The sequence below is a fragment of the Aeromonas sp. 602200 genome, from assembly GCF_049173895.1.
Lineage (GTDB): Bacteria > Pseudomonadota > Gammaproteobacteria > Enterobacterales > Aeromonadaceae > Aeromonas > Aeromonas veronii_A.
The window spans coordinates 40,813-60,043 of sequence record NZ_JAAKSL010000015.1; the positions used below are offsets into that span (position 1 = coordinate 40,813).

The window sequence follows — 19,231 nt, forward strand, 5'->3', positions numbered from 1 at the left end:
CACCCAAACCGACAAGACAGATGGAAAAACAGCCCAATCAGCTGCTCTGGCATGGGGTTTTCCTCCTGATGCTGCTGGTTGCCGTATTCGGCATCTACAAGGCTGTCCAGTCAGTGGATTACACCTGGCGCTGGGAACGCATTCCCCAATACATCGCCTATCAAGCGGAGCAGAAGAATCTGGCCGAATTTGACGGCACCGTGATTGCAGGTACCAGCGAGGCCGAGAAGGGCAAGCTGTTCCTGCAAGACGATCTCGACCCCAATGTGCGGCAAGCCATTGCCAGCACCGGCGTACAAGTCGCCGAAGGGGATACCGTTTTTCGTGGCGATACCCTCGACACCCAACTGAGCTGGACCGCCGGCCCCATCGCCTGGGGCGTCTGGGTCACCGTCCAGCTCTCGCTGGTGGCGGGCATCTTCGCCATTTTGCTTGGCACCTTGGCCGGGCTGGCGCGCCTCTCCCCCAATCCCGCCCTGCGCAATCTGGCGGTCACCTACGTTGAGCTGATCCGCGGCACGCCGCTGCTGGTGCAGATCTTTATCGTCTACTTCTTTATCGGCACCGTGCTGAACCTCGACCGCTTCACCGCCGGGGTCGCCGCGCTGGCGGTCTTTACCGGTGCCTATGTGGCGGAGATCGTCCGCGCCGGTATCAGTTCCATCCACAAGGGGCAGATGGAGGCAGGCCGCAGCCTGGGTATGACCTCGGCCCAGACCATGCGCTACGTCATCCTGCCGCAGGCGTTCAAGCGGGTGCTGCCACCGCTGGCAGGCCAGTTCATCAACCTGATCAAGGACTCCTCGCTGGTCTCGGTCATCTCCATCACCGACCTGACCAAGGCGGGGCGCGAGGTGGTGAGCTCCACCTTCAGTCCGTTCGAGGTGTGGTTTACCGTGGCCCTACTCTATCTGGTGCTCACCGGCACCCTCTCTTTCCTGGTACGCCGTCTCGAGGTGAAATATGCACGCAGCAACTGATCCCATCATCAAAGCGACCGGTGTCGAGAAGTTTTACGGCAGCGAAGTGCATGCCCTGAAAAATGTCAGCACCCAGGTCGCCGAAGGGGAAGTGGTGGTGATCGTCGGCCCCAGTGGCTCGGGCAAATCGACCTTCCTGCGCACCCTCAACCAGCTGGAGACCATCAACGACGGCAATATCGTGGTCGATGGCATCAGCCTGACCGAGCCGGGCGATGTCAACAAGCTGCGGGAAGAGGTGGGCATGGTGTTCCAGTCCTTCAACCTCTTTCCCCACCTGACGGTGCTGGATAATATCTGCCTCGCTCCGCAGAAGGTGCGTGGCCTGTCGCGCCGTGAGGCCGAAGACAGAGCCAAGGCGCTGCTGCTGAAAGTGGGGCTGTCGGTGAAAGCGGCCAGCTATCCCTCCCAACTCTCCGGCGGTCAGCAACAGCGGGTGGCCATCGCCCGGGCACTCGCCATGCAGCCACGCATCATGCTGTTTGACGAGCCCACCAGTGCGCTCGACCCCGAAATGGTGGGGGAAGTGCTGGATGTGATGAAGGGGCTGGCCCGCGAAGGGATGACCATGGTGGTGGTGACCCACGAGATGGGCTTTGCCCGCGAGGTAGCGGATCGGGTGCTCTTTATGGAGAGTGGCGAACTGCTGGTGGATGAAAAACCGGCCGATTTCTTCGACAATCCCCCCTCCCCTCGTCTGCGCCAGTTCCTGAGTCAGGTGCTGTAGCCAACACGCTCTGCTGGATAAACGAAGAGGGGCCGCAAGGTCCCTCTTCTTGTGTGTCACGCTGAGCAGGCTTAACCCAGCTGAACCCGAGTGCCCCTCTCATCGGCTCAGCGCGGGGACTTTCCCAGATAGCGCTCCACGATCACTTTCACCCCGTCACGTTTCTTGAGCTGATAGAGCTCCTTGTCAAACTGTTCGATAAAGGCCTGTTTGTAGGGATACTCCCCCTTGCGGCTATAGCCGAGGAACCCCTGCTCCTTGCTGAGCACCGGACCCTGTTTGAGCAGGGACATATCGGCCACCGCCAGCTGATCGGCCTTTATCATGTTGAGCAACTCATAGAGCAGGGAGAGGCGATCATTGATGGTGCAATCGACCCGGCCGCGGACAATCTTGAGCAAATTCTCCCGATTGCTTTTCACCTCCTCCACGTCGATCTGCTTCTCTTTTACCGCCTGCCAAAAGGCATCGCCGCCGACGGCAAAACCGGCGTTCATGCCAAAGCGTAAACCGTGATAGTCGAGCGGAAATCTGGCCTGCGGGGTATTGGCCGCCACACTGGCGCCGCACATCACCACCAGCTCTTCATCCAGCATAGGCTGGGAGTAGGGCCACATATAAGGGCGGGTATCGGGCATGTAGTAGGGTGGAAAAATGGCGAAGGCGGTCCCCTGCTCCACCATGCTCAGACCTCGCCGCCACGGCATGGGCTTTAGCACCACCTCATAGTCAGGCATGGCAGAGGTTACCTCACGGATGATGTCGGCATAGATCCCCCTGACCTCCTCCCCTTCCTGCCAGGAGTAGGGGGGATAGGCGGCATCCGCCAGGATCTCGACCCGGGTCTTGGCGTGCGCCATCATGCACAACCCCAACAACAAGCAACACCAGACGCGCATAAGCCAGCACCTCCTGAAAAAGCCTGCATCAAGCATAGCCATCCAGCGCACCTTCCTCTGCTGCCGCGCCATATTTCATGCCATCTCTTCGTTGGCTGAAAAATGTTAATGAAATATTAAAACCATCCTTTATGCTGGAGAGCAATTGCTCTGAATGGATGGCCACATATGGATGTGCAACTGCTTCTGCTCTACCTCTCCCCGATTTTTCTGGCCTTTATCGGCTGGGAGATGCTCTACCTGCGCAAACATGGCGCGGCCTTTCCCACTGCCACCTACCAGTGGCGGGATCTGTTCGCCAACGCCGCCCTGGCCCTGATGCACCAAGGGGGCGATGCCCTGGCGGCCATCGCCATTGCTTATCTGTATGACACCCTCTGGGGCTGGCGACTGTTCGATATCGAGCTCACCTTCTGGAGCGTATTGCTGCTGTTCCTGTTGCAGGATCTCTGTTATTGGCTGTTCCACTTCACCAGCCACCATGTTCGCTGGCTGTGGGCCTCCCACGTGGTGCACCACAGCTCGGAGCGACTCAACCTCTCCACCGCCTTTCGCCAGAGCCTGATGTATCCGATCTCCGGCATGTGGCTGTTCTGGATCCCGATGATTGTCATCGGCTTCCCGCCCGAGGCAGTGGTCGCCACCGTGCTGCTGAGCCTGGGCTTCCAGTTCTTCGTCCACACCCAGGTGGTAGGCAAACTCGGCTGGCTTGAGTGGCTCTTCAACACCCCCTCCCACCACAGGGTGCACCACGCCAGCAACGCCAAGTACATAGACCGCAACTTCGCCGGGGTGCTGATCATCTGGGATCGGCTGTTTGGCACCTTTGTCGAGGAAGTTCCGGCCGAACCGTGCCGCTTTGGCATCACCAAACCGATCCACAGCTTCAACCCCCTCACCCTCACCTTCCACGAATGGCGCGACATGCTGCGCGACGCCCGTGGCCTACCCTGGCGACAAAAACTCGCGGTGCTGTTTGGCAAACCGGCTGGGCCTGCCAGCCGCTGAGCCTTCGCCCCGAATAGCAACTCCCGGATAGCAAGCCCCTGATAACCAGTCCCTGATAACAAGAGAGCGCCACGGCGGCGCTCTCTTTTATGGTCAGTCATATCTTCGATATCAGAGATGGGCGAACGACCAGACGGCGGGGATCAGGCTCAGCAAGGTCACTCCGGCCAACAGCCGCTCGCGACCACTCAGGCAAAGATCTGCGCCCAGCTGACGGCGGCTGTAGAGAAACAGCAGCAAGCCCGGCCCGTAGAGCAACAACGACAGCAGCAGATACTCCACCCCGGCGGCATAGAGCAGCCAGAAGCCATAACCACTCGACACCAGCGCCACCGCCTGCATCAACCTCCGGCCCTGCCCGCTCTCCCCCTTCCTGCTGAACAAAAGCTTGAGCAGAAACAGGCCAATCAGCAGGTAGGGCACCAAAATCATCGAGGTGGAGATAAGCAGCAGGCTGGTGTAGCCCTTGCCGAGCAGCCACACCAGCAGCAGGCAAGTCTGCACCGTCAAGCTGGTGAGCCAGAGCGAGGCGATAGGCGTCCCATTGCGGTTCTGGCGCCGGAAGATGGCGGGAAATGCGCCGTGTCGGGCTGCGCTGAACGGTACCTCGGCCGAGAAGAGGGTCCAGCTCACGTAGGAGGCAAGCACCGAGACAATCAAGCCAACGCTGATGAGCAGCTTGCCCCAGGAGCCGGTCATCTGGGCCATCAGCCCTGCCATGGAGGGGTTGGGTAGCGCCGCCAGCTCGGGCCGACTCAATATCCCCAGCGCCAGCACCGAGATAAGCACATAGAGCAGCAGCGCCAGCACCACCCCAAGCACGGTGGCAGTGCCCACATCCTGCCGGTTTCGAGCGCGGGCCGACAGCACCGCTGCCCCCTCGATACCGGTGAAGACCCAGAGGGTGATGAGCATGGTGTTGCGCACCTGCTCGGAGACCGGCACCGCCAGGGTGCTGCCCTGCTGATCCGCCACGAAGGTGACCGGATCGAACCAGTAGCAGGCAAACAGAATAAACAGCAGCAGCGGCAGGCTCTTGGCCAGGGTAGCCACCAGATTGAACAACGCCGCCTGCTGCACGCCGCGGGCCACCAGCAGGTGCACAGCCCAGAGGATGCAGGACTCGCCGACAAACGCCGCCAGGGTATTGCCGTCACCAAGCCAGATCTGCTCCGACGTATCGACGAAGCTGCCCAGCGCCGCAAAGGCGATCACCAAATAACCCACCACGCCGATGGTGGCACAGAGCCAGTATCCCCAAGCGGAGAAGAATCCCACCAGCTCGCCAAAACCGGCGCGGGCGTAACTGTAGATGCCGCCGTCGAGATCCGGCCTTAACCGCGACAGATAGAGAAAACTCATGGCGAGCGCCAGGATGCCCACACCCGTCACGCCCCAGCCGATCAGCACGGCGCGTGCCCCCGCCACCTCGGCCATGTTCTGGGGCAGGCTGAAAATCCCCGCCCCCACCATGGAGCTGAATACCAGCGCGGTGAGGGACCAGAGCCCAATCTTGTTCTCTTTCATGGGTGCTCCTTAGCGCAACCGGCTGCTCAGCGCCTGAATATGCTCGGGGCCGATACCGCAGCAACCGCCGATCAAGTTCGCCCCGGCCCCGCGCCAGCGCTCGGCCCAGCCGAGATAATCCAGCGGCCCCAGATCGGCGCGGATCTCGTCCAGTCCGTCGTTGGCGGTGGCCTCTTTGGGCTGCGGCGGGAAAGCGTTGGCATAGGCTCCGAGGCGGATGTCGCTGCGACCCTCTGCCTGCAACGCAGCACTTGCCACCTTGAGCGCCCCCTCGATCACCTCGGGCTGACAGCAGTTGAACAAGATGGCATCGACTCCAGCCGCCACCAGCATGGTCACCGCATCGGCCACCCGTTCGCCGGAGCGCAGTCGCGGCTCGTTGCCCGGCGTCTCATCTTCCAGCGTGAAGGAGACCCAGAACGGCTTGCCGTCATCAGGCAGCAGCGCTTTCAGGGTCAGTGGCTCGGCAATCAGGCTCATGGTCTCGGCCAGCCAGATATCCACATGAGGGGATAGCGCCCGGATAAGCGGCGTGGCCAGCTCGCTCACTCGGTCCGCCTTGAACAGGTCGGCACGGTAGGAGCCAAAGAGCGGCGGCAGAGAACCCGCTACCTGCACGGCGCCCTTCTGCTCGTCAGCCACCTCGCGGGCCAGTTGCCCAGCCAGCGCTGCCAGCCCCTCCCCTTCGGCAAAGAAACGCTCATCGCCGATATGAAACGGCACCAGCGCATAGCTATTGGTAGTAATGACCCTGGCACCGCTCGCCACATAGGCCTGATGCACGTCACGCACCGTCTCTGGCGCTTCCATCAAGGCCAGTGCCGACCACTCGGGTTGACGAAACGGTGCCCCCCGCCGTGCCAACTCGCGCCCCATGCCTCCATCCAGCACCCACAATTCCCTGGTTTCCATCTGTCGTGTCTCTTTGTTATATGCGTTGTTTATTTGCGTATTTATCTGTTTGTTTTGTTGATCTGTGGTTTCGCATGAATCGCTGCAGATCGTCCTGCTTCATCCTGGGAAGCCCTTTTATTATGTAGCCATAAAAACATATGGATGTTTAGACGGCCAAAACAAGATAAAACAAAGTGCCACGGGCGGCAATCAGTATCAGCAGAAATCAGCGTGCAAACGGCGAGGCAAACGCAGAAATGCAAGAGGCCACCCTAAGGTGGCCTCATCACTATCTTGATCCGCTGGCGACTTAACGCCCGGCCAGCACTCGCTTAATCTGTTTGACCCAGTCGGAGACCCGACCCTGCTGCGGCAAACCGCGCCAGATCTGCTCCCACTGGGCAGGGCTGAGCGGACGACCGAGGCGACGCTGTACGCCTGCATATAGGTAGTCATGGGCCGTGGTGGCCGCATGCTCGGAGGTGAGGAATTTGGAGACCGGATCGGTCAACCGCACATCCCGCATGCCGAGCAGCGGATAGTCGTTGTGCACCGCCGCCAGCATGGTCTCGCGCATAGCCGACTCGATGTAGCCACGGGCAAACAGGGCGGTCACCGACTCCAGCGACCCCTGATCCGGGCCATGGTACTGCTCATCAAAGACCGGGCTCGGCTCGGCCATGCCGCTTTGCACCACCGCATCGGGATCCGGCTGCGGCACGACCACCGCGGGCTTGGGGGCAACCGGCTTGGCTGCCACTGTGGCTTTGCGCGGCGCGCTCTGGCTACAGGCACCCAGTGCCAGGGCGAGCGCGACACAGGCCAGCGCACGGGAATGAGACTGCATCTTCATGACTTTTATGTCGCTCCTTTTACGATTCCTGAGCTGGCTTCTCGGCCACCACCGGCTCGACCCGGGTAACCAGCAGCTGATCGATCTTGTAACTGTCGATATCCACCACTTCGAACTTGTAACCGGCATATTTGACCGAGTCAGTGCGCTTGGGGATCTTGCGCAGCATATACATGATAAAGCCGGCGATGGTCTCGTAGTTCTGATCGTCCGGAAACTCTTCTATATCGAAGGCGCGCATCACGTCTGAGATCGGGGTCACCCCGTCCACCAGCCAGGAGTTCTCGTCCCGCTGGACGATCTGCTCTTCCACCACGTGGGTCGCCCACTCGCCCATGACGGTGCTCATCAGGTCGTTCATGGTGACGATCCCCACCACCAGCGCGTACTCGTTCATCACCACGGCAAAGTCGCCACGATGATTTTTGAAGTACTCCATCGCCTCATAGAGGTTCAGGGTATCGGGAATGATGATGACGTTTTGTACCAGCGAGCCGCTGTTGAGATCGATGCTCTGGCCGCTGATGACGCGGATCAGCAGCTCCTTGGCATCGACAAAGCCCTTGATGCTGTCGAGGTTGTGGTCACAGACCAGAAACTTGTTGTGGGGGTGTTCGGCGATCTTCGCCTTGATGTCCTCTTCATCCTCTTGCAGGGTGAAGTAGATGAGGCTCTCGCGAGCCGTCATGGCGGAGGTGACGCAGAGTGACTGCAGTTCGAACACGTTCTCGATGAGTTGATGCTCCTCGCGCTGGATAACTCCAGCCTCGGCACCGGCATCCATTACCGCATAGATATCATCGGAGGTGATCTCGTCGTTGCGCTCTGTAGAAATGCGCATCAGGCGAAACAGGGTATTGGCCAGACCATTGAAAATCCATACCAGCGGCATCAGCAGGGTGACGAAGAAGAGCATGGGGCGCACCACCACCACGGCAATCTGCTCGGGCATGATCATGGCCAGACGCTTGGGCATCAGATCGGCGATCAGGATAAACATACCGGTGACGAACACGAAGGACGCACCAGAGCTGATCTCGCCAAGCCAGGGTCCCTGGTAGAACTGGGAGACAATCCCCTTGATGGCGGGGTTGAGGGCAGACTCACCCAGGATACCGCCCAGAATGGCGACGGTATTGAGGCCAATCTGCACCACGGTGAAAAAGTTGCCCGGCTGGGCCTGCAGGGCCAGCACCTTTTCGGCCTGGCGATTACCTTCATCCGCCATCACCTGCAATTTGATTTTGCGAGACGCGGCGAGAGAGATCTCGGAGAGGGAGAAGAACACACTGCCGCCAACCAGCAGCATTAAAAAGAACAAACTATCGGCAAAACTCATGATTAACCTATTGCTACACCCGCCTTAGCACAAGACGGCAAACTGGGCCCGGGAGACCGGACCGTGAGCCCATCCGGGACTCACACAGGGGGAGTATTCTATCAGAAAACAGCCAGTTGGGGGCTTTATCTTACTCCGACCAGTTATGCAACAAAAAAGGCGCTTCACGCGCCTTTTTATTCACTTCCGGTTAGCCCTTGCCCAGCAGGGTGCCCAGATCGTCCGCCTTGGTGTGGCGTACATCCTTGCCTTTCACGTAGTAGACGATGTACTCGCAGATGTGCTGGCAGCGATCGCCGACCCGCTCGATGGCACGCGCCGCCCACAGGACGTTGAGCACCTGGGGGATGGTGCGGGGATCTTCCATCATATAGGTCATCAGCTCGCGGATGATGGACTCGTACTCGCGGTCTACCTTGTCATCTTCCTTGTAGACCGCCAGCGCCGCATCCAGATCCATGCGGGCGAAAGCGTCGAGCACATCGTGCAGCATCTTGATGGTACGACGGCCCATGTTCTCCAGCGACACCAGCGGCGGCTGCGGCTTGTTGGCGTTGTCGGTCAGCATGCGGGCGATCTTGTCGGCCACGTCGCCAATGCGCTCCAGATCGGTGATGGTCTTGATGATGGCCATCACCAGTCGCAGGTCGGAGGCTGTCGGCTGACGCTTGGCGATGATGCGGGTGCACTCCTCATCGATCGCCACTTCCATCGCGTTGACCTTGTGGTCGTTGGCCACGATCTTGCGCGCCGCATCGAGATCCTGATCGTGGATCGCCGCAATGGCGTCGGTGAGCTGCTGCTCTACCAGACCGCCCATCACCAGCACCTGATTGCGCACGCTCTCTAGCTCGGCATTGAATTGACCGGAGATGTGTTTATTGAGGTTCATATTGTCCATACAAATAATCCTTGATGCTCCGAGTATGCCTTAGCCGTTGAACTGACCGGTAATCTGTTTATTGATGCTCATCATGTTCATATCCATAACCCTTGTTCAACCACGCCTTAGCCATAGCGACCTGTGATGTAATCCTCGGTCTTCTTCTTGGCCGGTGTAGTGAAGATGGTGTTGGTATCCGAGTACTCGATAAGCTCGCCCATATACATGAAGGCGGTCTGATCCGACACCCGCGCGGCCTGTTGCATGTTGTGGGTCACAATCACCACGGTGAACTGGCTCTTGAGCTCGTTGATCAACTCCTCGATGGTGAGGGTGGAGATGGGGTCGAGCGCCGAGGTCGGTTCATCGAGCAGCAACACTTCCGGCTCGATGGCGATGGCGCGGGCGATCACCAGACGCTGCTGCTGACCCCCGGAGAGACCGAAGGCGTTGTCGTGCAGACGATCCTTCACCTCGTCCCACAGGGCCGCACCGCGCAGGGAGCGCTCGGCGGCCTCATCCAGGGTGCGGCGATCGTTGATCCCCTGCAGGCGCAGACCATAGACCACGTTCTCGTAAATAGACTTGGGGAACGGGTTCGGGCGCTGGAACACCATGCCCACCTGACGGCGCAGGGCGGATACATCCACGCTCTTGTCATAGATGTTGTGGCCGTGCAGCAGGATCTCCCCGTCGATGCGGCAGATCTCCACCAGATCGTTCATCCGGTTGATGCAGCGCAGCAGGGTCGATTTGCCACAGCCTGACGGGCCGATGAAGGCGGTCACCTGCCCTTTGGGGATCTTCATGTTGACGTTGAACAACGCCTGCTTGCTGCCGTAGTACAGGTTGAGATCCTTCACCTCCAGCGCGGTCTGCTCCGGGCTCAGGTTAAGCAGGTCCAGCGCGGTGTGCTGGGTAGACGTAGTCGTTACGTTGATCATCTGTTACCTCAAAATCTGTCGGTGGCGGCGGGCAATCTCATCGCCCGCGGCCGGAACGCTTGGCTGGCAGGGAACTCTGTCCCCTGCCCGTCTCTGTGGTGGCTGGCCTATCAATGTTCCAGCGACCGGAATTTCTCGCGCAAGTGGTTACGAATACCGATAGCGGTCAGGTTGAGACCCACGATCACCGTCACCAGCAGGAAGGAGGTGGCATAGACCAGCGGGCGGGCCGCCTCGACGTTGGGGCTCTGGAAGCCGACGTCATAGATGTGGAAGCCCAGGTGCATGAACTTGCGCTCCACATGCAGATACGGGAAGTTGCCATCCATCGGCAGGGTCGGAGCCAGTTTCACCACCCCCACCAGCATCAGTGGCGCCACTTCACCGGCTGCACGGGCAATCGCCAGAATAAGGCCGGTCATGATGGCCGGGCTCGCCATCGGCAGCACGATGCGCCACAGGGTCTCGGCCTGGGTGGCGCCCAGTGCCAACGAGCCCTGACGGATGGTGCTCGGGATCCGCGCCAGCCCCTCTTCGGTGGAGACGATCACCACCGGCAGGGTCAGGATGGCCAGGGTCAGCGCCGACCAGATCACGCCAGGTGAACCAAAGGTCGGGCTCGGCAGCGCTTCCGGGTAGAACAGCTGATCCAGCGAGCCACCGAGCGTGTAGACGAAGAAGCCCAGACCAAACACGCCGTAGACGATGGAGGGCACGCCCGCCAGATTGATCACCGCGATGCGGATGATCTTGGTCAGGCTGTTCTTGCCTGCGTACTCGTGCAGGTAGACCGCCGCCACCACGCCGAGCGGGGTCACGATGATCGCCATCAGGAACACCATGAAGACGGTGCCGAAGATGGCCGGGAAGACGCCGCCCTCGGTGTTCGCCTCACGGGGATCGTCGGATACAAACTTGCCGATCTGGTGGAACCAGTGACCCACCTTGGCCAGCAGGCTCATGTCGTTGGGCCATACCACATCCAGTACCCTGGACATGGGCATGGTCACCAGCTCGCCACGCATATCCTTGACGGTGATGCTGTCCCGGTCAGCCTGACTGCGCAGTGAGAAGAGCTCTTTTTCCAGCACCTGATAACGATCGTTAAGGGCCTGACGTTCACGCTCCAGCTGAGCTTTCAGCTGATCGGTCAGCTTCTCTTCCAGCTCGGCCTTGCGCTCTTTCAGGCGCAGCCGCTCCAGCTGATAGTTGATGCTGCCGATGTCCCCTTTTTGCAGATCGTTGGCCTGTTCGGAGAGGGCATTGGCTCTCGCCAGCACCCGCTGCAGGGCAGGATGCAGATCCGAAGTCAGCTCGCGGCCATCCTCTTTTACCCCGACGATATAACCGTAGAAGTTACCGTTGGTGGCACGCTCAACCATGGCCAGCTCGGCTGGCTGGCTCTGGGACTTGATGTCCGTCTCCAGTACCCAGCGAAAATCGAGGTCGACGAACTCACGGTTGCCGGTCTTGACCAGATAGCGGGTCAGCAGCTCGCGCTCTTCCCCCTCCAGCGGCAGACCTGCGGCGCGCAGTCGCTCCACCGGCACCAGCTCGCGATCGTTGATCTCGCCGATCAGCACGCTCTTGTTGCCGCTGGCGTCCTCCAGCTGCCACTCATAGATGGGGTGCGGCCAGAAGTAGACCAGACCACGCCATCCGATCAGCAGCAGCAGACCCAGTACCGCCACCAGACTCAGGCTGACGGCTCCGCCGGTCATCCAGATCCAGGGGGCCCCTGATTTAAACCACTTACCCATTGTCGATTCCTTGTCCATTACAGAGCCGCCCCTTACATCGAGCTGTATTTTTCACGCAACCGCTGACGGACAAACTCGGCCAGGGTGTTGAACATAAAGGTGAACACAAACAGGACGAAGGCCGCGAGGAACAGTACCCGATAGTGGGAGCTGCCCACTTCCGACTCCGGCATCTCCACCGCAATGTTGGCGGCCAGAGTACGCAGCCCCTGGAACATGGAGAAGTCCATGATGGGGGTGTTGCCGGTAGCCATCAGTACGATCATGGTTTCGCCCACGGCACGGCCAAGGCCCATCATCACCGCCGAGAAGATGCCCGGGCTGGCAGTGAGGATCACCACCCGGCTCAGGGTCTGCCACGGGGTAGCCCCCAACGCCAGCGAGCCCTGGGTCAGATGCTTGGGCACCGAGAAGACCGCATCTTCGGCGATGGAGAAGATGGTGGGGATGACCGCAAAGCCCATGGCGATACCGACCACCAGCGAATTGCGCTGGTCAAACTTGATACCCATTTCGTGGGTCAGCCAGATGCGCGAATCACCGTGCATAAAGGCATTCTCGATGAGCGGGCTCAGGGCGAAGGCCCCCCAGCCAATCAGCAGCAGCACTGGAATAAGCAGGATGGCGTGCCACCCCTCCGGCAGCCAGGACTTGCCTCGCTCCGGCAGATAGTTCCAGATAAGCGCAGTCAGCAGCATCCCCATCGGCAGCAGGATCAACAGCAGGATCACCCCGGGCAGCGCCCCCTCTATGATGGGCGCCAGCCACAGACCCGCCAGGAAGCCCAGGATAACGGTCGGCAGCGCCGCCATGATCTCCACCGTCGGCTTGACGTATTTGCGCAGCCCCGCCGACATGAAGTAGGCGGTATAGATGGCACCGGCCACGCCGAGCGGCACAGCAAACACCATGGCGTAGAAAGAGGCTTTCAGCGTACCGAATACCAGTGGCACCAGGCTCAGCTTGGCTTCAAAGTCGTTGCTGGCGGAGGTGGATTGCCACACATACTGGGGCTCCGGATACCCTTCATACCATACCTTTTGCCACAGGGCCGACCAGGTCACCTCGGGGTGATCGTTCTCCACCGAGAAAAGCTTGAAGGTCTCCCCTTGCTGCATCAGCAACAGGTTGTGACGGGGGGAGATGGCCAGAGCAGAGAGTTCACCCCCTTCCACCGTCTCGGTCAGCAGCTTGGTCTCGCCAGTGGCGTGGAAGAAGCTGATGATGCCGTCCTTGTCGGCACTGATGAAGGCTTTGCGATAGTGCTCGGGGGTCAGAAGATCCACCGCGCCATCGCCCTTGAAGTCACGGATCTGAGTGAACTGGCGTTTGCCATCTTTTGCCACTTCAAACCACTGGGAGATGATGCCGTTGTCGTTGCCCACCAGCAGGGAGGAGGCACCGGAGAGCAGCTCGACCCGGGTCACGTTGGCATCTGGCGCATTGATCTCCAGCACGTTGCGCACGGATATATTGCTCAGGTCATGAATGTCATAGACAGAGAGACGATTGCCTTCCCGCACAAAGAGGATCCGCAGATTGGGGGTCAAAAGCATCTGATCCACATGGCGCGGCAGGGACGGAATGGTGTAGTTCTCACTGCTCCACTCAATCTCGCCGGAGAGGAAGTTCTCCTCACCGCTCATCACCATCAGTACGCCACGACCATCTTCGGTCACGGCGGCGGTCGCCATCTTGTCCTTGGTGGCCTCAAACACCATGGCACTGAGCGCTTTGCCCTGCGGATCGACCACTACCGGCTCCTCGCCAAAGGGATATTGCAGACTGGGTTCGATCACCCGCACATCGTTGGGATAGGAGACCTTGAACGCAGGCTGGACGACCTGCGCCTTGCCATCGGCAAAGCCGTAGGCGATCAGCTTCTGACCAGGGGACGGTGGCGCCACCGCAGTGACATCACCGGTGACCTCAGCATGACCAAGGGATTGCCCGACCTTGATCTTGTCATCTCCCTGCACCGCGAAGAAGTTGACCAGTCCTTTATCGCTGAAGCGATAGCCGATCTCGTTCTGCTCTTCCACGCCGAACCAGGCGGTCTTCCCTGCTGCAGGCAGAGTAAATGAGGCAGTTGGCTCCATGGAGGCGCCATTGAAGATGGGTTTCACCACATAGAGCAGATAAAAGAAGATAAGCAGCAGCGCCACCAGTACCAGGGCTCCGCCTGTGGTGACGCCATATTTGGCCAATTTATCCTTGATCCGGCGTTTTCTACTGCCCGCCATGACCAGGTTTAACGATTCCGATGACATGCAAGACCTCAATGTAAGCTAGGCTTGGCGGCATTATATGGCGGTTGCATGACAGTTTTGTTACATCGAGAGCGCTTTAACCGAGGTTGCTAGTGGAAAAATGGGCGGGGGTCCTTTCGAGGGAAAGTGAACACAATATATTGTTTATAAAGAGATATTTGTGAGAATAATCAGCAAGGGCAGCCTGTGCTGCCCCCAAATGATTCAGGAAAGGGCATCGTTTGATTGTTGCAGCGCCAGTTTGGCCGCCTTTTTCTCGGCGCGGCGACGCTTGAAGAAGGCCGACAACTGGGCCGAGCAGGCATCGGCCAGCACACCGCCGGTCAACTCGACACTGTGGTTGTGGCGCGGGTCCTGCAAGATCTCGAACACAGACCCCGCAGCACCGGTCTTGAGATCACGTGCGCCGTAAACCACCCGCTTGACCCGGCTATGGATCAGCGCACCGGCACACATGCAGCAGGGTTCCAGCGTCACATAAAGTGTGGTGTCGAGCAGGCGGTAGTTCGCCAGCTGCTGGCCCGCCGCCCGAATTGCCATCACCTCGGCATGGGCACAGGCATCGTGTTCGCTGATGGAGCGGTTCCACCCCTCGCCCACCACCTGACCATCCAGCACCAGAACGGCACCGACCGGGATCTCGCCAATCCCTTCGGCCCGGGCGGCCAATGCCATGGCATGGCGCATCCACTGTTCGTCCTGCTCGGTTTGACTCGATGTCTCTGGGACCTCTGATGGTTTCACGTCCATCCCCTCTTTATATTGTTCAAGTTTGCATTCCAGCTATCCACATCTGTCAGATAATTCCATAGATAGCAGGCATGAGAGCTCGCGGTGACAGGGCGGCGATTATGCCAAATCTGCACGTCAGACCCAAGCCGCATCCCGACTGAGCAATAAAGAAGCAATCGGCATCTCTATGATAAAAAAGGAGTTGCACCCGTTTGGCCATGCTATTAGACTTCCTCCCCGTCAGCCGAGTCTGACTCCGTCGGTGTGTAGCGCAGCCAGGTAGCGCATCTGCATGGGGTGTAGAGGGTCGGAGGTTCGAATCCTCTCACACCGACCATTTTCCCCGAGAATAGCCCAGTCAAACGACTGGGCTATTTTTTTGCCTCCGATTTATCCTCCTGACAACGCCAGCCTACCAAGAACAAAAAACACTCAGAACCACTTGAATCTTTTTGCCGAACTCATTAAGATGCGCAACTTTCCGCCGGTAGACAACACAGGGAGGTGGAAACACGAGTGAAGGGATCACTGTCCGGCTTGCGTGCAACACAGGACCAGGCATGAACCAGAACACCGATTTCGCACCCGCCATTACGCTTTCTTCCGTTCCTCACGACACCCCTTGCCACACCGAAAGCGAAAATGAACAGGTCATCCAGCTGGATGTGATCGATCTGGCCGAACCGGATGATGACTATTGAGCCCGGCCAGATGGCCACTCAATCACTGGGGCATCGCCTGTTCAACACACTCAGTTTCACACCCTTGGCGAGAAATCTGCAAAAAACGACAAACTGCTAATTCTATCAAGGATGGCAGTATTATTGACTGATGTATCTCCCCCTTCCCTCTCCGGCATTCCCCCCGACAACTGATACAAACCTACGTTATTGCGCTTCACTTTCCATCGCTGCAACCGCTGGTGCCAAGAGAGCCTGCATCACCACACCAAGTTTAAAACGCACGTTCACCAATCAGGTCTAGCATTAGCAAAACATTCATTGCCACATTCAAACGCGCTTTATACGGCTGTTTTGGCAAAGCCTGGAGTTAGGTCGGGATTTGTTTTTGCATTTGTAATTTTATTACGTAATAAGTTACAAAATGAGGAGCAGGGTAACGGCCCAAATTAGCCGTTGTCCGATGGGAAAAAGCAGGAGCATAACCATCTGCGTAGAGCTTTTATACCAACCAAATAAAGTAATAAAAAACATCAACTTAACCATATCCAAAAAACAAGTGTTTAAAAAAAACTGTTGACGTACTCAACAATATTTCGCACCTTATCAATCGTGTTATCCCGTTGTTGCGGGAACGTTTCAGGAACAGGGATTCGACTTTAGTCGTAGTTAGTAAGTTCAAAATGTAATTCTCAAAGGAGTGAACCTTATGTCGGCACCGGCTCAGACCCACTGCAGCGCCCGCCTTCGCATCCAGGGCGAGATGCTGCCCGAATACGCGCAAATTCTGACGCCGGACGCGGTGGCTCTGGTCTCCGAACTGGTGGAACGTTTTGCTCCCCAAAGAGGGGAATTGCTGAAACAACGTGTGGCACGCCAGGCCCGTATCGATGGCGGCGAGCTGCCGGACTTCCTGCCGGAAACCGCCCACATCCGTGAAGGTGACTGGACCATTCGCGGCATTCCCGCCGACCTGCAAGACCGCCGTGTGGAGATCACCGGCCCGGTCGAGCGCAAGATGGTGATCAACGCCCTCAACGCCAACGTCAAGGTGTTCATGGCGGATTTCGAGGATTCACTGGCTCCCGCCTGGAATAAGGTGATCGAGGGCCAAATCAACCTGCGAGATGCGGTCAACGGCACCATCTCTTACACCAGTCCGGAAGGAAAGGCCTACACCCTGACCCACAATCCGGCGGTGCTCATCTGCCGGGTACGCGGTCTGCACCTGCCGGAAAAACATGTCACCTTCGATGGCGAGCCGATCCCCGGTGGCCTGTTCGATTTTGCTCTCTACTTCCTGCACAACTATCAGGCGCTGCTGGCCAAAGGCTCGGGCCCCTACTTCTACGTGCCCAAGTTGCAGAGCCATCTGGAAGGGCGCTGGTGGAGCGAAGTGTTCGCCTGGACCGAGGACAAGTTCGGTCTGCCCCGTGGCACCATCAAGGCCACCGTGCTGATTGAAACCCTGCCAGCCGTATTCGAGATGGATGAGCTGCTCTATCAGATGAAGGATCACATCGTTGCGCTGAACTGCGGCCGCTGGGACTACATCTTCAGCTATATCAAAACCTTGAAGAACCATCCGGATCGGGTACTGCCTGATCGTCAGGTGGTGACCATGGACAAGCCGTTCCTCTCCGCCTACTCGCGGCTGCTGATCAAGACCTGTCACAAGCGGGGTGCGCTGGCGATGGGTGGCATGGCCGCCTTTATTCCGGCCAAGGACGCTGCCGCCAACGAGCAGGTCTTCGCCAAGGTCAAGGCCGACAAGGAGCGCGAAGCCAACAACGGCCACGATGGTACCTGGGTCGCCCACCCTGGCCTAGCTGATACCGCCATGGCGGTGTTCAATGCCACCATTGCGGCTGGCGCCAAGAACCAGATCGGCGTGCTGCGCGAGCAGGATGCCCCCATCACCGCCACCGACCTGCTGGCCCCCTGTGAGGGCGAGCGCACCGAGGCGGGGATGCGCACCAATATCCGGGTTGCCCTGCAATATCTGGAGGCCTGGATCAACGGCAACGGCTGCGTCCCCATCTACGGTCTGATGGAAGATGCCGCCACCGCCGAGATCTCCCGCACCTCCATCTGGCAGTGGATACGCCACGGCAAGAGCCTGTCGAACGGCAAGGTGGTGACTAAGGCGCTGTTCCGCCAGATGCTGGCCGAGGAGCAGGAGGTGGTCAAAGCCGAAGTGGGTGCCGAGCGTTGGCAGGCGGGGCGCTTTGCCGAGGCGAGTGAACTGATGGAAGAGATCACCTGCGCCGATACTCTGATCGATTTTCTGACGCTGCCCGGTTACGAGCGGCTCTGAATCACGGGCCCCCAGCGGGGCTCGCCAATAACAAGTCAATGGAAACGTGAAATCAATGAAAGAGGGAACTGATATGGCACTGACCCGTGAGCAACAGATCCAGGCTATCGAGAAAGACTGGGCGGAAAACCCCCGCTGGAAAGGGATCAAGCGCGGCTACAGCGCCGAAGATGTGGTGAACCTGCGCGGCAGCTTGCAGCCAGAGCACACCCTGGCCCAGCGCGGTGCCGACAAGCTGTGGGGTCTGATCCACGGCGACGCCAAGAAAGGCTACGTCAACTGCCTCGGCGCCCTGACCGGTGGTCAGGCAGTGCAGCAGGCCAAGGCGGGGATCGAGGCGATCTACCTCTCCGGCTGGCAGGTGGCGGCGGACAACAACTTGTCCTCCACCATGTATCCGGATCAGTCCCTCTACCCGGCCAACTCTGTACCGTCCGTGGTGGAGCGCATCAACAACTCCTTCGCCCGTGCCGACCAGATCCAGTGGGCCAACAAGGTAGGGCCGCAGGATGAGGGCTTTATCGACTACTTCCTGCCGATCGTAGCCGATGCGGAAGCCGGTTTCGGCGGCGTGCTGAACGCCTTCGAACTGATGAAGGGAATGATTGAAGCAGGCGCCGCTGGCGTGCACTTCGAAGATCAGCTCGCTTCCGTCAAGAAGTGCGGTCATATGGGCGGCAAGGTGCTGGTACCGACTCAGGAAGCGGTGCAGAAGCTGGTTGCCGCCCGTCTGGCAGCCGATGTGTGCGGCACCACCACCCTGGTGATCGCCCGTACCGACGCCAACGCCGCTGACCTGTTGACCACCGACGCCGACCCGTACGATGCAGACTTCCTGACTGGCGAGCGCACTGCCGAAGGGTTCTACAAGGTACGTGCCGGTATCGATCAGGCCATCGCTCGCGGTCTGGCTTACGCACCCTACGCAGACATGGTGTGGTGTGAAACCGCCAAGCCGGATCTGGACGAAGCGCGTAAATTTGCCGAAGCAATCAAGGCCAAGTTCCCGGATCGTATCCTGGCCTACAACTGCTCCCCGAGCTTCAACTGGAAAAAGAATCTGGACGATGCCACCATCGCCCGCTTCCAGCAGGAGCTCTCCGACATGGGCTACAAGTACCAGTTCATCACCCTCGCGGGTATCCACAACATGTGGTTCCACATGTACGAGCTGGCCTACCAGTACGCCCGTGGCGAAGGGATGAAGCACTACGTCGAGATGGTGCAGGAGCCGGAATTTGCTGCCGCCAGCCGTGGCTACACCTTCGTGGCCCACCAGCAGGAGGTCGGTACCGGTTACTTCGACAAGGTGACTACCGTGATTCAGGGTGGCCAATCCTCGGTGACCGCACTGACCGGCTCCACCGAAGAAGATCAGTTCCACTAATAAGAGAGCTGCCTTGAAATAGCAAAACCCC

16 protein-coding genes and 1 tRNA gene are annotated in these 19,231 nt (G+C 59.0%); 7 read left to right on the forward strand and 10 right to left on the reverse strand.

The features are described 5' to 3' along the window. The first annotated feature begins 20 nt into the window (after window positions 1–20). Window positions 21–980 (forward strand): amino acid ABC transporter permease, encoded by a 960-nt coding sequence (locus tag G5221_RS16430; RefSeq protein ID WP_421263586.1) that lies wholly within the window; start codon window positions 21–23, stop codon window positions 978–980. Continuing rightward, window positions 964–1,707, forward strand: a complete 744-nt coding sequence (locus G5221_RS16435; RefSeq protein ID WP_149153195.1) for an amino acid ABC transporter ATP-binding protein — start codon at window positions 964–966, stop codon at window positions 1,705–1,707. The genes G5221_RS16430 and G5221_RS16435 overlap by 17 nt, the downstream gene beginning before the upstream one ends. A 107-nt stretch (window positions 1,708–1,814) precedes the next feature. Here G5221_RS16435 and G5221_RS16440 read toward each other — a convergent pair whose 3' ends face one another. After that, the gene (locus G5221_RS16440) at window positions 1,815–2,606 is read right to left on the reverse strand and encodes a substrate-binding periplasmic protein (protein WP_338711393.1); all 792 of its coding nucleotides are present in this window, start codon (window positions 2,604–2,606) and stop codon (window positions 1,815–1,817) included. A 168-nt stretch (window positions 2,607–2,774) separates the two neighbouring features. On the opposite strand from G5221_RS16440, the gene G5221_RS16445 reads away from it, so the two are divergent. Beyond that, the gene (locus G5221_RS16445; RefSeq protein WP_421263587.1) at window positions 2,775–3,614 is read left to right on the forward strand and encodes a sterol desaturase family protein; all 840 of its coding nucleotides are present in this window, start codon (window positions 2,775–2,777) and stop codon (window positions 3,612–3,614) included. 111 nt (window positions 3,615–3,725) lie between these two features. Here G5221_RS16445 and G5221_RS16450 read toward each other — a convergent pair whose 3' ends face one another. The 9 genes from G5221_RS16450 to tadA all read right to left on the reverse strand — a co-directional run bounded on the left by G5221_RS16450 (window position 3,726) and on the right by tadA (window position 14,771). After that, window positions 3,726–5,141 (reverse strand): basic amino acid/polyamine antiporter, encoded by a 1,416-nt coding sequence (locus G5221_RS16450; RefSeq protein WP_421263588.1) that lies wholly within the window; start codon window positions 5,139–5,141, stop codon window positions 3,726–3,728. Between the two features lie 9 nt (window positions 5,142–5,150). Next, on the reverse strand, window positions 5,151–6,053 hold the full coding sequence (locus tag G5221_RS16455; RefSeq protein ID WP_371177632.1) for a homocysteine S-methyltransferase family protein: 903 nt from the start codon (window positions 6,051–6,053) through the stop codon (window positions 5,151–5,153). 292 nt (window positions 6,054–6,345) lie between these two features. Further along, on the reverse strand, window positions 6,346–6,888 hold the full coding sequence (locus G5221_RS16460) for a hypothetical protein (RefSeq protein ID WP_069555291.1): 543 nt from the start codon (window positions 6,886–6,888) through the stop codon (window positions 6,346–6,348). A gap of 19 nt (window positions 6,889–6,907) precedes the next feature. After that, on the reverse strand, window positions 6,908–8,227 hold the full coding sequence (locus G5221_RS16465) for a hemolysin family protein (protein WP_216954078.1): 1,320 nt from the start codon (window positions 8,225–8,227) through the stop codon (window positions 6,908–6,910). Window positions 8,228–8,417: 190 nt separating this feature from the next. Beyond that, window positions 8,418–9,128 carry a phosphate signaling complex protein PhoU gene (phoU, locus tag G5221_RS16470; protein WP_005334097.1) on the reverse strand — a complete coding sequence of 237 codons (711 nt, stop codon included), beginning with the start codon at window positions 9,126–9,128 and terminating at the stop codon, window positions 8,418–8,420. A 107-nt stretch (window positions 9,129–9,235) separates the two neighbouring features. Continuing rightward, window positions 9,236–10,054, reverse strand: coding sequence for a phosphate ABC transporter ATP-binding protein PstB (gene pstB, locus G5221_RS16475; protein ID WP_216954080.1), 819 nt, complete (start codon window positions 10,052–10,054; stop codon window positions 9,236–9,238). A 110-nt stretch (window positions 10,055–10,164) separates the two neighbouring features. Next, complete coding sequence (gene pstA / locus G5221_RS16480; RefSeq protein ID WP_042012620.1) at window positions 10,165–11,814, reverse strand: phosphate ABC transporter permease PstA; 1,650 nt, start codon at window positions 11,812–11,814, stop codon at window positions 10,165–10,167. A 32-nt stretch (window positions 11,815–11,846) separates the two neighbouring features. After that, a complete protein-coding gene (locus G5221_RS16485; RefSeq protein ID WP_421263589.1) occupies window positions 11,847–14,084 on the reverse strand; it encodes a phosphate ABC transporter permease in 2,238 nt (745 codons plus the stop codon). 204 nt (window positions 14,085–14,288) lie between these two features. Then, entirely contained in the window at window positions 14,289–14,771 is a 483-nt protein-coding gene (gene tadA / locus G5221_RS16490) for a tRNA adenosine(34) deaminase TadA (protein ID WP_421263612.1), read from the reverse strand. Window positions 14,772–15,076: 305 nt separating this feature from the next. On the opposite strand from tadA, the gene G5221_RS16495 reads away from it, so the two are divergent. The 4 genes from G5221_RS16495 (at window position 15,077) to aceA (ending at window position 19,200) form a co-directional block, all read left to right on the forward strand. Beyond that, a tRNA-Pro gene (locus G5221_RS16495) sits at window positions 15,077–15,153 on the forward strand. A gap of 223 nt (window positions 15,154–15,376) precedes the next feature. Further along, window positions 15,377–15,517, forward strand: coding sequence for a hypothetical protein (locus G5221_RS16500; protein ID WP_421263590.1), 141 nt, complete (start codon window positions 15,377–15,379; stop codon window positions 15,515–15,517). 688 nt (window positions 15,518–16,205) lie between these two features. Then, window positions 16,206–17,813, forward strand: a complete 1,608-nt coding sequence (gene aceB, locus G5221_RS16505; RefSeq protein WP_421263591.1) for a malate synthase A — start codon at window positions 16,206–16,208, stop codon at window positions 17,811–17,813. 73 nt (window positions 17,814–17,886) lie between these two features. Next, a complete protein-coding gene (gene aceA, locus G5221_RS16510) occupies window positions 17,887–19,200 on the forward strand; it encodes an isocitrate lyase (protein WP_421204663.1) in 1,314 nt (437 codons plus the stop codon). The last annotated feature ends 31 nt before the right edge of the window (window positions 19,201–19,231 follow it).

Coding starts and splice junctions, on each gene's coding strand:
- G5221_RS16430 (WP_421263586.1), top strand. CDS start 21: ATGGAAAAACAGCCCAATCAGCTGCTCTGGCATGGGGTTTTCCTCCTG.
- G5221_RS16435 (WP_149153195.1), top strand. CDS start 964: ATGCACGCAGCAACTGATCCCATCATCAAAGCGACCGGTGTCGAGAAG.
- G5221_RS16440 (WP_338711393.1), bottom strand. CDS start 2,606: ATGCGCGTCTGGTGTTGCTTGTTGTTGGGGTTGTGCATGATGGCGCAC.
- G5221_RS16445 (WP_421263587.1), top strand. CDS start 2,775: ATGGATGTGCAACTGCTTCTGCTCTACCTCTCCCCGATTTTTCTGGCC.
- G5221_RS16450 (WP_421263588.1), bottom strand. CDS start 5,141: ATGAAAGAGAACAAGATTGGGCTCTGGTCCCTCACCGCGCTGGTATTC.
- G5221_RS16455 (WP_371177632.1), bottom strand. CDS start 6,053: ATGGAAACCAGGGAATTGTGGGTGCTGGATGGAGGCATGGGGCGCGAG.
- G5221_RS16460 (WP_069555291.1), bottom strand. CDS start 6,888: ATGAAGATGCAGTCTCATTCCCGTGCGCTGGCCTGTGTCGCGCTCGCC.
- G5221_RS16465 (WP_216954078.1), bottom strand. CDS start 8,227: ATGAGTTTTGCCGATAGTTTGTTCTTTTTAATGCTGCTGGTTGGCGGC.
- phoU (WP_005334097.1), bottom strand. CDS start 9,128: ATGGACAATATGAACCTCAATAAACACATCTCCGGTCAATTCAATGCC.
- pstB (WP_216954080.1), bottom strand. CDS start 10,054: ATGATCAACGTAACGACTACGTCTACCCAGCACACCGCGCTGGACCTG.
- pstA (WP_042012620.1), bottom strand. CDS start 11,814: ATGGGTAAGTGGTTTAAATCAGGGGCCCCCTGGATCTGGATGACCGGC.
- G5221_RS16485 (WP_421263589.1), bottom strand. CDS start 14,084: ATGTCATCGGAATCGTTAAACCTGGTCATGGCGGGCAGTAGAAAACGC.
- tadA (WP_421263612.1), bottom strand. CDS start 14,771: ATGCGCCATGCCATGGCATTGGCCGCCCGGGCCGAAGGGATTGGCGAG.
- G5221_RS16500 (WP_421263590.1), top strand. CDS start 15,377: ATGAACCAGAACACCGATTTCGCACCCGCCATTACGCTTTCTTCCGTT.
- aceB (WP_421263591.1), top strand. CDS start 16,206: ATGTCGGCACCGGCTCAGACCCACTGCAGCGCCCGCCTTCGCATCCAG.
- aceA (WP_421204663.1), top strand. CDS start 17,887: ATGGCACTGACCCGTGAGCAACAGATCCAGGCTATCGAGAAAGACTGG.